Here is a 14,970-nt window from a genome sequence, read left to right as displayed (position 1 = left end):
AGGACCACTATTGGCGCGGCAATAGGAGGGCACCGTTTCCGGTCCCTCCGAGATCGTTCCGGCTATCCGTTTGCACCTTCTGCAGTCGACAACACGGTGTCGTCCTCATCGAGCAGAACAGCCGCCCTGGAAAGCCGGTCAAAGAGTTTTCTGCGAGCTGCAACGGGTGGCCAGGCGTAAAGAAAGATTTCCGAAGGCTTCCAGATCGCAACCCAGCCCAGAATAAGAAAGCTCTCTGACAGAACCCTTGAAAACGGCCCCTCCGTCATTCGCTGAGCGAAGACCCAGCCGAGCAAGAGGCAAATGAAAAGGATCACCATTCCGACGACGAGTGACAGCCGGCCGGTCTTGAATAACTCGCTCAGTTCACGCGAGACGGCCTGGCTTCGAAGGCCAAAGTAGTATCTGACGGCGGCAGCGATATCGGATACGTGCGTTTTCCGCAGTTCGTCAGGCGGCAGATAGATGACGATTTCAATTGGGACACGGTCGGAAAACTCCAGCGCGCGATCAACGATATAATCTTCAGCCTGTAGCGCGAGATCAGTCTCGCGGAACGGAGACGGATCGAGCGTATCGAAGAGCTGCGATACCTTGCGAAGCTTCATTTCTATTCGCCCGACTTGTGCCCCTTCGGTCGAACGGTTTCTCATAGCCTTTCTCGATCGTCTTCGAGCAACACAGCGTGCTGGCGCGGCCGTCGCAGGGAACGTCCGACGAGCCGAGAAATCTCAGCAGATCATTGACGCTACCACCAGTACAATCAGGTGTTTCCCCTAGGGCGAGACGCAGGATCCAGATTAGGGAACGTCGATTGCGCCCGCGTTTGTTGCGTCCAGCGACGCCTCACCCAGGCGGGAAACGAATTGGCACCTGCGAGCTCATCGGGAAATCCCCTAGGTCCCCTAAGGTGATCATCCGATATCGCATCGGCCTCACAGAAGCTTAGGCTAGCTTTTTGAAGGAGGCCGCGCCGTTTCGGAGTTCGCGACAGCGGACAGAATTACGACTGGATCGTCGATGAGTGAACTGGACCTGCCGCCGAGCCGGGATACTGAGGACATTCGCTTCAGAACGAGAAGCATCGTCCTCAGGCAGCTCCCCTTTCTCGCCATCCTCGCGCTTGCAATCGCGGGCGTGGCCTATACGAATTTTTCGGGCAAACCGCTCATTGGCTATTGGGAGTTCCTCGCCCTCGCAATTGGTGTTGTATGCGTCGTGACCGAATGGACCGAGCTCGACGACAGGCAGGCTCGGGTTCGACTGGTATGGACCCAAGCGCTTCACTGGATCGCTGTTCTTGTTACGATGAACATCATGCTGCTGGCAGGCGTTCAACAGCTTCTGCCTGCGCCTGCGACGAGTCTCGTGCTTTTGATGTTGCTGGCGCTTGGCACTTTTCTCGCCGGCCTGAACCTTATGTCGCTGCAAATGGGCTTTCTCGGCCTCTCGATGGCTCTGGCAGTTCCCGCGATCTCCTGGATCAAGCAATCGGCGCTCTTTCTGATTTTGGTTGTGGTCTTCGTGATCGGCCTTGCCATGGCTTTCTGGTCGCTCCGGACGGATACGCGTCGATCTGAGCGAACGAAGTCTTCACGGCCCGCCTCGCCAGGCGATCCGGTTGCTGATCACAAAGTCACATCGGACGAAGACACATCGGACATCGAGGCGGCTCGCCGGCGCCTTGGGCTAAGCGACGATTAGCGGATCTGACAAACCAGGAAGCTGCGTTAGGCCGCATGGAGATGCGCAGCTTTCTCATTTAAGAGTTTCCGTTCGGAGCGATCCTCAACAGGAGATATCATGAAGCGCTTTATTGCTGCGGCAGGTTCAGGGTTGATTTTCTTGTGCGCTGCGTTCTCCGCGACTGCAGACCCTCGCGACTCCGTCGAGCGTGGTCAAAGGCTGGATTCTGAAGCAATTCGGGACGATGTCCGCACCAACCGCCTGAAGACACCAGCGTCACCGCTCAACGTAGAACAACCGCGGCAACCTCAAGGACAGACACTGCACCGCAGAGGGCGACCACGTTTGCACGCCATGCCGCGACCTCCGAGCGAGCGACAAATGCGGCTGCGCCGGCAACAAAAATCAATTCAGTGACGCTAGCGTAACGTCAGCGTCGCTATTCCCGCAGCAAGGCTCACGCCAATCTGGCGCTCAAGCGACAGTGGCTGGAGCATCACGGTCCTGCGAGATCCCCCGATCAGAACATTCGCGCCCAGACCCGGGCCAAACGCAACGCTGCCACTCGCGCCGACGTAATTTCCACGGAGCGTACCGCGGCCGACCTGTGAGTTCCGGGCGAAGACCCGCCAGACCAGCGCGCTCGACGGAGTCACCCCGAGATCCAGGCCGATACGGCGCACCGTTCCCTCATAGATGTACTGCCGTGACGCATTTCGTACCCTGAACACGCATCGCAGCGTCTGACGTGAACCGATAATCAATCCAATCCGGGGGGTGCTCATACATGTCAGCGTTCCTGCCCTGAATGCCGCAGAGAAAGCCGGCAGCGATGAAACGCAGAGCAAAAGGGATGCGCCGAAAAGTCCAAGCAGGGCCTTCTTGATCATGGGAGCCTCCACTTTCTGCGCGAGAATATGGCAGTGGCTATTCAGCGCCGCAAGATCGCCACGTCAGGCACAACGCACAAGCTGACTCGATTTCGATTCGAATAGTTACGACGCGATGCGGCTCGGCGCGCTTTCCTGGTCGAGCCATTTCTGCCAACGATTGCGAGTGATAGCATTACGCGATCGATGATCTGGCAGTCGTATCCTCCGCCGCATCCGCTCGGTCACGCGCGCCCGCCAGCACATCGATCCGCTCCGGCTCAAGCAAGCAAAGCTGCTCACCCGGCCCGGCCGCAAGCCTGTGAATATAGAAGTGCGTGCAGGCCACATCAGCGGCGGCCATGACCGGTGACGGAGCCGAAATGACCTTCAACGAACCAAAGGTGCCGACCCAGTCGATATGGCGATGCCCGTGCATGACGACGGCCCGATCAGCAAAGGCCTTCAGCCGACGTACAAACCAGCTGCCGTTGATCACAGCCGTGCCGATGCGTTCAGCGAACGCGGTCACTGGCATCGGATACTCCATCAGATGATGGTGCAATGCGATTATCCAGCGCGCTTTCGGGAACTGAGCGATAAAAGCCTCCAGCCGACGGGTTTGCTCGATCGAGACGAGGCCAAGTGCATTGGTGAAGGAGAAATGTGTTTCGGCATTGGAATTGAGCAGCGCTATGCCGAGGCCATTCTCCGCCAGAGGAGGAACCACCATCGGATACAAATCATCGAAGACCCCACGCAACCGGGCTGCGCGCTGCAGGCCACCGAGGTCCGCGAAGTCGGCCATCTGACGGCGATACGGCGCCAACGCGTCGGTCAGTGTCGTTGTATGACCTTTCGCGTCTTTCACAACAAAAGTACGATCGCCCTGAATGGCAGCGATGGCCGAAAGCGTGCGGACCTGCCGCAACCGTTTGCCCGGACTGAACGGGAGATCCAGCCGTGCCGGATTCGCCCGGTCCACGATGTTGATGTCGTGATTTCCGGGCAGCACGAAGGTGCGCGCCACGAGATCCGGATAGTGCGACAGGACGTCCAGAAACTCCGCCCATTCGGTCGCCCGTCCGGCATCGGTCATGTCGCCGCTGATCAGTACATGGTCGAGAGGATCAACGGCGTGAATGGCGGCCAGCCGCGCCAGCACTTGCTCAAGACGCTCATTCCCCTGCGGCCCGGCGCGCCCGCTTTCAATGCGGAAACCGTATCGTTCGCCGACCACATGGAGATCCGACAAATGAGCCACGCGCCAGATCCTGGTGTGTGTCGGCGCTGCATCGAACGCGACAATATCCACCGCCTGCGCCATACGGGCATCGGCCAGGCCCCAGACAAGCGATGCGCCGGCAAGGTAGCCGCATATCAGGACTGCGGCATTTGCCAGTGTCGGAATGATCAAACGATGAGGAACACCAAGATCTTCCAGGCTTCCTGTCCAGCGCGAGGCTGGCCACGCCCACATCGCGACCGCCACAGCGCAGATGGAGATGGCGATTCCTGCCGCGGCCGAATTCACCGCGCGGAGCCGCGCCCTTCCATGCACGGTCAGATGTCTTCCCAGCACCTTCTCCGTCAGATGCTGTAGCCCTTCACGGCCGAAGACATATCCCGGCTGGATGGCAAGCGCGTTAAGAGACCAGAAGTTGACCTCGGCGAACCGAAACAGAGGCTTCCAGCCGATCCACCCCAGCGCGACAATCCCGATTGCCACCAGCAGCGCGCCGATCTCGGTCAGGACGAGCACCTTGTCCGACAGAGTTGAGAGCCAGGCAGAAGCAACCAATGCCGCGAGACCCAACGACACCGCCGGCAATAACAACGATACTGTCCAGGCAAACAGGAGCTTCGGCAGACTGACTTCAACAAGCAGGCTCCCGGCCATCGAGAGCAGGGTTCGCTGTTCAGGGCTGGCGGCATCGTCCTCGATATCGCCCCTACGCGGGTCGATCGTTTCCCTGTTCCGCTCCTTCGCTGGCTTATCTTCTCCCGCATCCCCTCTCTTCATGACATCGCCTCTTGTGAGCAGGCCCAATCCCGTCACGAGAGTAACGCTATCACGTCTTCGACGACATCCGCGCGCGTCAGGGTTTGACCCGATGCAACATCACCGCTCGTATGATGTAATTACCGAGGCATGGCGAGAGATGAGCGCGGCAAATAGAGACAGGTCACTGAAAATATCACTCAATTTCTCGAACATGTTGCGGCATGCAGATCTAATTAGGCGGTTCAAGACTTCTGAAAATTGAGACAGCGAGGCATACCCATATCGAGCGCATCTTCCCGTTCTGATTGACGGACTACGCCTTTGGTAATATCCATTCGCCCCGTGCGATATCAAAAATCAGGCTGATAAAAAGCCGGAACGGAGTCCCATGGACTCGCAATCGATCGCAACACAGGCTGAACGGCCTGATGTCCCGACTGGGCAATCGACCTGGTCGGAGACTGTTCAAGGGCTGGCGCCTGAAACCCATCGCCGCTTCACAACAGCTTTCAGGGGTGAACTATCATTCGCGGCCGCCATTTGCGGGCCCATGCACGTCCGCGCCTCACCGTTGATCTTGCGATGCCGTCGCCATTCGGAGTCGCATTATCGGCTCGGCCGTGCAGTTCCGGTGCCTCCTTATATCCCTGACGTTCCTTTTCTATTCTTGAAAGGAGAAGTTCTATGGAAGCGATGGATCGGCGAAACCTCTTGCAGGGCCTTCTGTTCAGCGCGGTCGCCACGGGCCTTGGCACGAGCGTCTTTCTGACGACTGCCAAGGCCGCGCCAATCCCGCTGCAGAAAGACCTTGCCAACAAGTTGAAGCCCCTCACCGAAAACGCCCAGGTGGTTGTGGCAGGCCGGCCGCCACGCAGGGTCCTTCACCACCCGCATCGATCGTGGCGACGTCGTCGCCGTGTGTGTTGGTGGCGCCATGGTCGCCGCGTCTGCGCTTGGCGCTGATGCTGTGAAGCGCATGCGCGGTGACACGGGCGGCCTCAAATCATAGCGCAAAAGCAGCGCAGGAGCGGGAGGACAAGATGACGACGTATGGCAATAGTTCCTCGGTAAGCGTCAGCGGCTTGTCTTCACCGCCGTTCTGGATATGCGTACTGCTTGGCATCGTTCTGATTTTGGCCGGGCTCCTGATCCTCGGCGACGTCGTTCTCGCCACTGTCATCAGCACGCTGTTCATCGGCTGGACGGCCATTGCCGCTGGCGTGTTCGAAATGATCCATGCGTTCTGGACCAAGGGATGGGGAGGATTTCTGTGGCAGATCCTGCTCGCCATTCTCTACGTCGCATTCGGCATCGTTCTGGTGCAGCAGCCCGTCGCCAGCGCGATCATCCTCACCTATGTCCTCGGTATATTGCTGCTGGTTTCCGGCGTCATTCGCGTGCTGCTTGGATTTAGTCGCTGGAGCAAAGGAGGCTGGATCATGCTGGCTTCAGGACTGTTCGGCGTTCTGGCAGGTCTGGTTATTCTGACAGGTTTTCCCAGGACGGGCCTGTGGGTCCTCGGCTCTCTGCTGGCCGTCGACATGATCTCCCACGGTCTGGCGTGGCTCGCTTACGCATGGCAACTGAGAACCAAGGCAGCATAGCGGCAGAAGGAACCATCAACGACGAAGGCCACGTGGCACCATAGAAATCTCTCAGTCAGGAGGAATAGAAATGTCAGATCTCGTTGCGATCATCTATCCATCCGAGGCAAAGGCCGAAGAGGTGCGGCAGCGTCTGTTCAAGCTGCAGAAGGAATATCTGATCACGATCAGCGATGCCGTTATCGCGGTGAAAACGGAAGCCGGTCCGGTCAAGCTGAACCAGTTGATGAACACCACGATGGCCGGTGCGGCCTCCGGCAGCTTCTGGGGATTATTGATCGGCGTACTGTTCCTGAATCCCCTTCTGGGCGTGGCACTGGGCGCCGCATCCGGTGCATTGGGCGGCGCATTGACGGATTACGGCATCAACGACGACTTCATGAAGGAGCTATCGGCAAGCCTTCAGCCGGGAAATGCGGCGCTGTTCGTTCTCATCAAGAGCATCACTGCAGACAAGGTGCTCAAGGAAATCCAGGACGCCGGCGGCACTGTGCTGAAGACGTCCCTGGACGACGCCAAGGAGCAGGCGCTCAGGAACGCGCTCGCCAAGGCCACAACCGAGCCCCAGGCTCAGGCAGCACCAGCGGCATCCACGTCCACGGCATCCAAGCCCGCTGCCTGAGTTTGCGGGACTGGCATGGGTACAACAGAAGCTTCCGGCGTAGATATCTGCGCCAACTGCTCTTGTGCGTATCATCGCCGCGAATAACGAAGTCCGCCTGATCTTGCGTAGATCAAGCGGACTGTTGAATTTGCGTTTGAGGTGTCGTTGTTAGGCCGGCGACCTACTCCACCTTGCCCATCTCTTTGAGTACTTCATTCGCGGCCTTGAACGCATCGAGACCAGCCGGGATACCGCAATAGACCGTGGCGTGCAGCAGCACTTCCTTGATCTCGTCAACCGTGACGCCATTGGTGATTGCGCCGCGCGTGTGCAGCTTGATTTCCGGCGCGCGGTTCAGGGCCGTCAGCATTGCGAGGTTCAGCATGCTGCGGGTCTTGCGATCGAGGCCCGGACGATTCCAGGCGTAGCCCCAGCACCATTCGGTGGTGATGTGCTGGAACGACATCATGAAGTCATTGGTCGACTGCATCGACTTGTCGACATAGGCGGCGCCCAGCACTTCGCGCCGTGCGGCAAGACCGATGTCGAACATTCCGCCGAGTGTGATGTTCTGATCGTAGCTCATATTGTAGTCCTTCCATTTGCGATTGCCAGGGGTCGACGTCGTTCGCCCGTCTGCCTCGATCATATGCCGAGATAGGCCGAGCGAACGGCAGGATTTTCATTCAATTCTGCAGATGTGCCCTGCAGTGCGATGCGACCGCTTTCCAGCACATAGCCGCGCGTCGCGACGTCGAGCGCCAGTCCGACATTCTGCTCGACCAGCAGGATCGACGTTCCACGACTGTGGATCTTGGTGAAGGCGTCGTGCATCTCCTCGACGACCTTCGGAGCCAGACCGTGGCTCGGCTCATCCAGCAGCAACAGCTTCGGCTGAAGCATAAGCGCGCGCCCGACAGCGACCATCTGCTGCTCACCGCCCGAGAGCGTGCCTGCCAACTGCCCGCGCCGTTCGCGCAGACGCGGGAACAGTTCGAAGATGCCTTCCATGCGCGACGACAGATCCTTGGCATGTCGTGCGGTGAAGGCACCGAGCATCAGGTTTTCTTCCACCATCATATCTGAAAACACATGACGCCCTTCCGGAACATGCGCGATGCCCAGCGTGGGGATGTCATGCGAGGCCCGGTTCGACAGATCATTGCCTGCAAACCGCAACGTGCCGGTGACATGCGGCACCAGGCGCGAGATCGCGCGCAGGATCGTGCTCTTGCCGGCGGTATTGGCGCCGATGATGCAGACGAACTCGCCTTCGAACATCTGCAGATCGATGCCGTGCAGGACTTCGATCTCGCCGTAACCGGCATTGAGACCCTTGATCTCGAGCAATGGTTGAGACGCACTCATTTGTGGGCCTCCATCGAACGGCCGAGATAGGCTTCCACCACCACCGGATCGTTCGCAACCTGCTCCGGCGTACCATCGGCTAGAAGGCGGCCGAAGTTCAGCACCAGGATGCGATCGCAGATCGTCATGATTGCGCGCATATGATGCTCGACAACCAGCAGCGTGATGCCGTCGTCGCGCAGCGAGCGGATCAGGTCCATGATCTCCTGCATCTCCACCGGATTGAGCGCGGCCATCACTTCGTCGAGCAGCAGCACTTTGGGGCCGGTACACAATGCGCGTGCCAGTTCGACGCGCGCGCGCTCGGGAAACGAGAGATTGCCCGCGAGCTTGTGGGCAACGGATTTGAGCCCGACGCGGTCGAGGCAGATCAATGCTTCCTTGCGCGCGGTCTCGACATCGTGGCGCAACAGGCCGGCGGTGAGCACGTTGTCGAGCACCGAACTTTCGGCAAACAGCGCCACGTTCTGGAACGTCTTGGTCATGCCAAGCGCCGCGACCTTGTGCGGCTTCTGGCCGACCACGCTGGTGCCGTCGAGCTGGATCGAGCCGCTGTCCGGGCGAATGAGGCCGACCAGCGTGCTGAAGAACGTCGTCTTGCCGGCGCCATTCGGGCCGATCAGGCCGACGATCTGTCCTTTCGGCACCGAAAACGTCACGTCGGACAGCGCCTGAAGCCCGCCGAAGCGGCGCGAGATACCACGCACATCGAGAATGGTCATGAGCGTGCCTTGTTCGAGAAGCGTGCCATCAGTGAGTCGAACACGGTAATGAAGCCGCGTGGACGCCATAGAATGACAGCGATCAGAATGACGCCGAAGATCAGTTGCGACAGGCCCGCCGCGCCCGACGAGAACAGATCGTTCATCAGCTCCTCGACCGGAATGATAAACAGCGCCCCGAGGATCGGACCAATCGCCGTTCCGACGCCGCCGAGAATGGCGATCAATGCCACGCGAATGGAGATGGACGCGGCGCTAAACACGGTATCCGGATCGAAGAACACGGCGACCTGCGCATAGAGCGTGCCCAGCATGGCCATCAGCACGCCGGAGATCACGGCGGTCTGCAGCTTCACCTTTGTGGTGTCGATGCCGATCACTTCCGCGGCAGCCGGGTTTTCCTTGATGGCGCGCAGCCGATAGCCCATGGCACTGCGCCGAATCCATTCAAAAATGACCGTTACAATGATCAAGGCGATCAGCGCGATATAGGCATGCGGCAATAGCTGCTTGAACGAATAGGCAGCAATGCTGGGCGGTACGAACGGCACCGAGAGGCCGACCGGTCCGCCGGTGAGCGATGTCCAGACATTGGCAATGACGCGCATCACTTCGCCGAACGCCAGTGTGGCCAAAGCAAAGTAATGCCCCTGCAGTCGCATGGTCGGAACGGCAATGATCAGCGCGGCGATGCCACCGAGGAAGCCGCCGGCGAACATGCCGATCCACGGGCTGATGCCGAATTTCAGCACCAGGATGGTGGATGTATAGGCCCCTATGCCGAAGAAGGCGGCGTGACCAAGCGATGTCTGATTGGCCAGACCGCCGATGATATTCCAGACCTGCGCCATCGCGGCGAATAGCAGCGTGAAGGTGAGCACGCGGATCCAGTATCCGGTCGGGCTGAGCAGCAGCGGCAACACAGCCGCAATGGCGATCACAGCCAGAATTGCGATCCAGCGTTTCATCGGGATGCTCCTACGAGACCTTGCGGCCTCACCGCGAGCACGAAAATAAAGACGATGAACAAAATGAGGTTCTGCAACTGGATCGGAAAGAACAGCGAGGACAATGCCTGAATGACGCCCACCGCGAGCCCACCGACGACGGCACCCGCAACGCTGCCGAGACCGCCGAGCACAACGACGGTGAACATCAGCACGACGAACTGGCCACCGACCCCGGGGAATACAGTGACATAAGGCAGGATCACCGCGCCGCCGAAGGCCGTGAGGCCGACGCCGAGCGCGAATGCGATCTTGTACATCAATGCTGTATCGATCCCCATCAGCTGCGCGGCCATCGGGTTCTGCGCCGTCGCGCGCATGGCCCGGCCGAACCAGCTCGTGCGCATGAACCACCACAGGGCCAGGCCACAGGCCAGCGACATGCCGAAGGCAATCAGATACGGCACGCTGATGAACAGCGCACCGAGCGACAGCGACATGGTTTGGTAGGATGTCGTCACCGAACGAAACTGCGAGCCGAACAGCAGCAGCGATCCGTTTTCGATGACGATCAACAGACCAACGGTGAGGAATATCTGCGCCACCGAGGGCGCTTTCAACACGCGCGCGATCAGCTGCCCCTGCACCAGCCAGCCGATGCCGAACGCCACCGCGAAGGACAGCGGCGCGGCCAGCACCGGGTCAAGGCCGAGATAAGCCCAGGCAAACCACGACACGAACATGCCGATCATCAGGAATTCCGCCTGCGCGAAATTCACGATGCCCATGACGCCATAGACCAACGTCAGGCCGATGGAGATGACGGCGTAGACGCCACCGACCAACAGCCCATCGATTATTGCTTGTAGAAATGACACTGCGATCTTTCTTCAGTTCGTCAGGATTTCCAGACCGCAGTGCCCTTGGCGACGTCCTTCGGCCACACCGTGACGAGCTCCTTGTTGCGCCATTGCGCCATGACGGGAACCGACAGGATATTGAGGCCAGTGCTGTCGAATTCGACGGCGCCGCCGGTCATCGCCTTGGTCCAGCCGCCGGTGAACTTCGCGCCGCGCAGCGCCATGGTGACGTCCTCGGCCTTGGCCGACTTCGCCTTCTCGATCGCCTGCACCAGCACGTCGAGCGCGACGGCGTGTTCCAGCGCCTCATGCACCATGAAGTAGCCGAAGCGCTTGCGGAAACGCTCGGTGAGATCCGGCGCGAGATCGTAATTGGCCGGCGCGATCGAGAGCACATTCTCCGCGAATTCGCCGAGGCCTTTCTCGAAATCCGGAATAACATAGCCGGCCGCGCCACCGATGGCCGGGATCGTGATGCGCTGCTGGCGCATGGTGCGGATCAGCAGCAGGCTGTCGTTGAGATAGGACACCGGGAAGACGGCCTGGGCACCGGACGCACGCAGTTTGTTGATCAACGGCGTGGTGTCGGTGATCCCCAGCGGATAGGCATCGTCCATCGCTATGTCGATATTGGCTGCCTTGGCAGCGGCACGAAGGCCGGCCGCCTGCGCAGTGCCATAGGCAGTGTCTTCATACATGATCGCGATCTTGTCGATCTTGGCGCCGGATGCCTGCGCAATCGCCAGCGTGTAGTCGAGCTGCGCCTTGCCGAGCGCAGATGCCTTGGCGACGATCTGGAAGATGTTCTTGAAGCCGCGACCGGTGATCTGGTCGGCGAAGGACATGGTGAGCAGCGGAATGTCGCGACGCTCCGTGACTTCCGAAATAGCAATGGTCAGCGATGACGCGAATGCGCCGAGGATCGCGGTCACTTCGTTCTGGGTGATGAGGCGCTGCGCGACGGTGCCCGCGGTGGTCGGCGTCGAGGTCGCGTCCGCCACGATCAGATTGATCTTGGCACCGCCGAGCGCCTTGATGCCGCCGGCTGCGTTGATCTCATCGGCGACCAGCTCGATGCCGTTGCGCGAATTGATGCCGAACTGCGCATTGGCGCCCGACAGCGGCATGATCACGCCGATATTGACCGGCTTCGCCTGCGCGCGTGCCGACGAAACAATCATCGGGCTGGCCAGCAGAGACGCGGTTCCGGCGAGCAGCGAACGTCGGCTCAGGCCACCACGATGGGAGGTTGTCTTGGACATGGGCGTTTTCTCCGAATGCAGAACGGCCTTTGCGGCTTCATCGCCAATTCGACATAAAACAGACGAGCGGTCAAGCTGCTTGACAGATTGTCTGATAGGCGGTCAACTTGACGCATGGCAAAGATCGAATCGGACCTGAATGTCTCGCGGGAATCGACCAGCCTGCGACTGCTGGTTGAAAACAGACTGCGCTCTGCAATCGGTAGCGGGCTGTTCAAGCCCGGCCAGCGGCTGATCGAGCGTGAGCTGTGCGAGCAGGTCGGCGTCGGCCGCACCTCGATCCGCGAGGCGCTCCGGCAACTGGAGGCAGAGGGCCTTGTCACTACGATCCCGCATCGCGGCCCCATCGTCAGCACCATCAGCGTCGAGGAAGCCGAGCAGCTCTACGATCTGCGCGCGCTGCTGGAGGGTTATGCCGGCCGTGAATGTGCGCGGCTGCGCGATCCGGAAATCATTGGACGATTGCGTAAACAGTTCGTCCAGATGGGCGCCGTTGCCGGTCAGGAAGACCGCAGCGACCTGTTGGCCGCCAAGACTGAATTCTATGCTGCGCTGCTCGAAGGCTGCGGCAATGTTTTCGTCGAACGCTTTCTGAAGATGCTGCTGAACCGCGTCACGGTGCTGCGCATGACGTCGATGACCCAGTCCAATCGCATCGGCCGCAGTCTTGCCGAAATCGAGACCATCCTTGTCGCGATCGAGGCCGGCGACCAAGATGGCGCCGAGCAGGCTTGCGTCCAGCACATCAAGAATGCCGCCGCGATAGCGCTGGAAGCGTTACGGCGTGATAATCCCTGACCAGCGCGATCACCTGCCGCGCCAGATATCGCATAAAATAAGAACTTGAAGAGGAACGCCCGTGTCGAATTCAGCTGCCATCAATCCGCCCGCCAAGATCGCCGTCATCGGCCTCGGCAATATGGGACGCCCCATGGCCGCATGCATTGCGCGCGCAGGCTATCAGGTGGTTGGCTTCGATACATTCGCCGAAGCGCGCGCCAAATATGCCGAGGCTGGTGGGACCTCGGCGGCGACCGTCGATGAAGCCGTCAAGGACGCAGCCGCCGTCATCACGCTATTGCCCGACGGCAAGATCGTTCGCGCCGCCGTGGAAGGCTTCAAGGCCAAGCTCGTACCGGGCACGGTGGTGATCGATATGAGCTCCTCCGCTCCGATGGGCACGCGCGCCCTCGGCGAAGAATTGATTGCAGCGGGTCTCGCTTTCATCGACGCTCCGGTGTCGGGCGGCGTGAAACGCGCCATCGACGGCACGCTGGCGATCATGGCCGGCGGCGACGGCAAGACCATCGATCGCGCCGATCCCGTGCTGAATGCCATGGGCAAGTCGGTGTTCCGCACCGGTCCGCTCGGCTCCGGTCACGCCGCCAAGGCATTGAACAACTACGTCTCGGCAGCAGGCCTCGCCGCTGCCGCCGAAGCCGTTGCCATCGGTGGAAAGTTCGGCATCGATCCGAATGTCCTTGTCGACGTGTTGAATGCCTCCACCGGGCGCAACAATTCGACCGAAAACAAGCTCAAGCAGTTCATCATTCCCGAGAAATACACATCGGGATTTGGGCTGGCCTTGATGGCGAAAGATATCCGCACCGCCGACGAGCTCGCACACCAGATCGGCGTCAGCGCGCCGCTGGCAGACGAAGTCGCTGCATTGTGGGATGCTGCACTGGAGAAACTCGGACCGTCGGCCGACCATGTCGAGATTGGCCGCTATCTCACTGCCAGGAAGTAGGTAACGTTGGGCATGGGCCTGATCGACGAGCTTCGCAATCGACTTGCGGTCGCGATTGCCGCGCCGGAGGTGCAGTCTTTTGCGCGCGGACTGGATCTTGAAATTCAGTTTGGGATCGATGAGGCCGCCGTCGCGATCGCTTGTCGCAACAACCAGCCGGTTGTCAGTATACCCAGCAATGCGCCGGATATCGCGCTATCTGGACCAGCCACAGCATGGCTGAAGGTGCTGGCGCCCTGCCCCCCGCCGACCTATCATTCATTTTCATCGATCCAGCTGCGCAACACCAGCTTCACCGTGAGCGGCGATGCGCTGGTCATTGCGCAGGCCCGCGCATTTCTAGAAGCCGTGTTTGCGAATCTGACGGTGCCGGCCGCGCATGCGGTCGAAGTCGATCTCACGCGCCTTGAGGGCCGCTATCACCGCGTGCACAGCGCCGGCGGGCAGATTGCCGAAATCTATTCAGAAGGCACGGGCACCGGCAGGCCAGTGCTGTGCCTCCACACAGCCGGAGCGGATACGCGGCAGTTTCACGGCGTGATGTGCGATCCCGAACTCGGGCACGACTGGCGTCTGATCGGCTTCGACATGCCGCATCATGGCCGCTCCATGCCACCTATCGGTTGGAACGGCAGCATCTATCAGCTCGATCAGCCAACCTATCTGGACTGGTGCGCGAGCTTCATCGAACAGGCGATCGGCGAACCCGTTGTGGTGATGGGCTGCTCGATGGGCGCCGGCATCGCCATGGCGCTCGCCGCAGAGCGACCTGATCTCGTGAAAGCCGTGATCGCGCTCGAAGCGCCCTTGCGCCCACGCGGCCGTCGTAACGACTATCTCACGCATGCAGGCGTCAATGGCGGCTGGCATTCGGCAGCCTATGTGCGCGGATTGATGAGCCCGTCCAGCCCCACTGAGGATCGCCGACGCGCTGCATGGATCTATTCGCAGGGTGCGCCGGGCGTCTATGACGGCGATCTGGCTTTCTATTCAGACGAGTTCGACGGCGAGCAGACCGCCAAGCTCATCGATGGCCACAAGATCCCGGTGCATCTCCTGATCGGGCACTACGACTTCTCCGCCACCGTGAGCGATGCCTACGCGCTTGCCGAATGGATCGAGGGTGCCGTGGTGACCGAGATGCCGGAGCTCGGGCATTTTCCGATGACGGAGAACCCGCCAAAGATGCTGGACTATCTGCGTCCCGTCTTCCAGGCACTGCGTCGTTTGCCGCTTTGAATGCGCAAGATTCAATCCGGAGGTTGCAGCCCCGGTGATGCCACCCAATTTTCG

At 60.1% G+C, this 14,970-nt stretch carries 15 protein-coding genes; 6 read left to right on the top strand and 9 right to left on the bottom strand.

Features of this window, described 5'->3' with window-relative positions; genetic code table 11:
- Window positions 1–62: 62 nt before the first annotated feature.
- A complete protein-coding gene (locus LPB73_RS27470; RefSeq protein WP_231078828.1) occupies window positions 63–608 on the bottom strand; it encodes a hypothetical protein in 546 nt (181 codons plus the stop codon).
- A gap of 412 nt (window positions 609–1,020) precedes the next feature.
- Here LPB73_RS27470 and LPB73_RS27465 point away from each other — a divergent pair, with 412 nt between their 5' ends.
- The gene (locus tag LPB73_RS27465; RefSeq protein ID WP_231078827.1) at window positions 1,021–1,704 is read left to right on the top strand and encodes a hypothetical protein; all 684 of its coding nucleotides are present in this window, start codon (window positions 1,021–1,023) and stop codon (window positions 1,702–1,704) included.
- A 401-nt stretch (window positions 1,705–2,105) separates the two neighbouring features.
- On the opposite strand, the gene LPB73_RS27460 is transcribed toward LPB73_RS27465, so the two are convergent.
- On the bottom strand, window positions 2,106–2,576 hold the full coding sequence (locus LPB73_RS27460; protein ID WP_231078826.1) for a DUF992 domain-containing protein: 471 nt from the start codon (window positions 2,574–2,576) through the stop codon (window positions 2,106–2,108).
- 175 nt (window positions 2,577–2,751) lie between these two features.
- Entirely contained in the window at window positions 2,752–4,578 is a 1,827-nt protein-coding gene (locus LPB73_RS27455; protein ID WP_231078825.1) for a metallophosphoesterase family protein, read from the bottom strand.
- A 1,022-nt stretch (window positions 4,579–5,600) separates the two neighbouring features.
- On the opposite strand from LPB73_RS27455, the gene LPB73_RS27450 reads away from it, so the two are divergent.
- The gene (locus LPB73_RS27450; RefSeq protein WP_231078824.1) at window positions 5,601–6,164 is read left to right on the top strand and encodes an HdeD family acid-resistance protein; all 564 of its coding nucleotides are present in this window, start codon (window positions 5,601–5,603) and stop codon (window positions 6,162–6,164) included.
- Window positions 6,165–6,234: 70 nt separating this feature from the next.
- A complete protein-coding gene (locus LPB73_RS27445) occupies window positions 6,235–6,786 on the top strand; it encodes a DUF1269 domain-containing protein (protein ID WP_231078823.1) in 552 nt (183 codons plus the stop codon).
- A 163-nt stretch (window positions 6,787–6,949) separates the two neighbouring features.
- Here LPB73_RS27445 and LPB73_RS27440 read toward each other — a convergent pair whose 3' ends face one another.
- From LPB73_RS27440 to LPB73_RS27415, 6 genes are read right to left on the bottom strand one after another with little or no spacing between them, the layout of a single operon-like run.
- Window positions 6,950–7,354, bottom strand: a complete 405-nt coding sequence (locus LPB73_RS27440; protein WP_170849614.1) for a carboxymuconolactone decarboxylase family protein — start codon at window positions 7,352–7,354, stop codon at window positions 6,950–6,952.
- A gap of 59 nt (window positions 7,355–7,413) precedes the next feature.
- The gene (locus LPB73_RS27435; protein ID WP_231078822.1) at window positions 7,414–8,136 is read right to left on the bottom strand and encodes an ABC transporter ATP-binding protein; all 723 of its coding nucleotides are present in this window, start codon (window positions 8,134–8,136) and stop codon (window positions 7,414–7,416) included.
- The gene (locus tag LPB73_RS27430) at window positions 8,133–8,858 is read right to left on the bottom strand and encodes an ABC transporter ATP-binding protein (protein WP_093757598.1); all 726 of its coding nucleotides are present in this window, start codon (window positions 8,856–8,858) and stop codon (window positions 8,133–8,135) included. Before LPB73_RS27430 ends, LPB73_RS27435 begins: the two co-directional genes overlap by 4 nt.
- Window positions 8,855–9,826: a branched-chain amino acid ABC transporter permease gene (locus LPB73_RS27425; protein WP_231078821.1), complete on the bottom strand. Its 972-nt coding sequence runs from the start codon at window positions 9,824–9,826 to the stop codon at window positions 8,855–8,857. Before LPB73_RS27425 ends, LPB73_RS27430 begins: the two co-directional genes overlap by 4 nt.
- Window positions 9,823–10,683, bottom strand: coding sequence for a branched-chain amino acid ABC transporter permease (locus LPB73_RS27420; protein WP_089263519.1), 861 nt, complete (start codon window positions 10,681–10,683; stop codon window positions 9,823–9,825). The genes LPB73_RS27425 and LPB73_RS27420 overlap by 4 nt, the downstream gene beginning before the upstream one ends.
- 20 nt (window positions 10,684–10,703) lie before the next feature.
- Window positions 10,704–11,927, bottom strand: a complete 1,224-nt coding sequence (locus tag LPB73_RS27415) for an ABC transporter substrate-binding protein (RefSeq protein WP_120287479.1) — start codon at window positions 11,925–11,927, stop codon at window positions 10,704–10,706.
- 114 nt (window positions 11,928–12,041) lie between these two features.
- Here LPB73_RS27415 and LPB73_RS27410 point away from each other — a divergent pair, with 114 nt between their 5' ends.
- From LPB73_RS27410 to LPB73_RS27400, 3 genes are all read left to right on the top strand, one after another.
- On the top strand, window positions 12,042–12,725 hold the full coding sequence (locus LPB73_RS27410) for a GntR family transcriptional regulator (RefSeq protein WP_231078820.1): 684 nt from the start codon (window positions 12,042–12,044) through the stop codon (window positions 12,723–12,725).
- 61 nt (window positions 12,726–12,786) lie between these two features.
- Window positions 12,787–13,677 carry an NAD(P)-dependent oxidoreductase gene (locus LPB73_RS27405; protein ID WP_231078819.1) on the top strand — a complete coding sequence of 297 codons (891 nt, stop codon included), beginning with the start codon at window positions 12,787–12,789 and terminating at the stop codon, window positions 13,675–13,677.
- A gap of 12 nt (window positions 13,678–13,689) precedes the next feature.
- Window positions 13,690–14,916 carry an alpha/beta fold hydrolase gene (locus tag LPB73_RS27400; protein ID WP_231078818.1) on the top strand — a complete coding sequence of 409 codons (1,227 nt, stop codon included), beginning with the start codon at window positions 13,690–13,692 and terminating at the stop codon, window positions 14,914–14,916.
- Window positions 14,917–14,970 lie beyond the last annotated feature (54 nt).

This window comes from Tardiphaga sp. 37S4 (assembly GCF_021044645.1).
In the GTDB taxonomy this organism is placed as follows: Bacteria; Pseudomonadota; Alphaproteobacteria; order Rhizobiales; family Xanthobacteraceae; genus Tardiphaga; species Tardiphaga robiniae.
The sequence above is the reverse complement of the archived record's forward strand: the minus strand, read 5'-3'. Positions and strand labels throughout refer to the sequence as shown.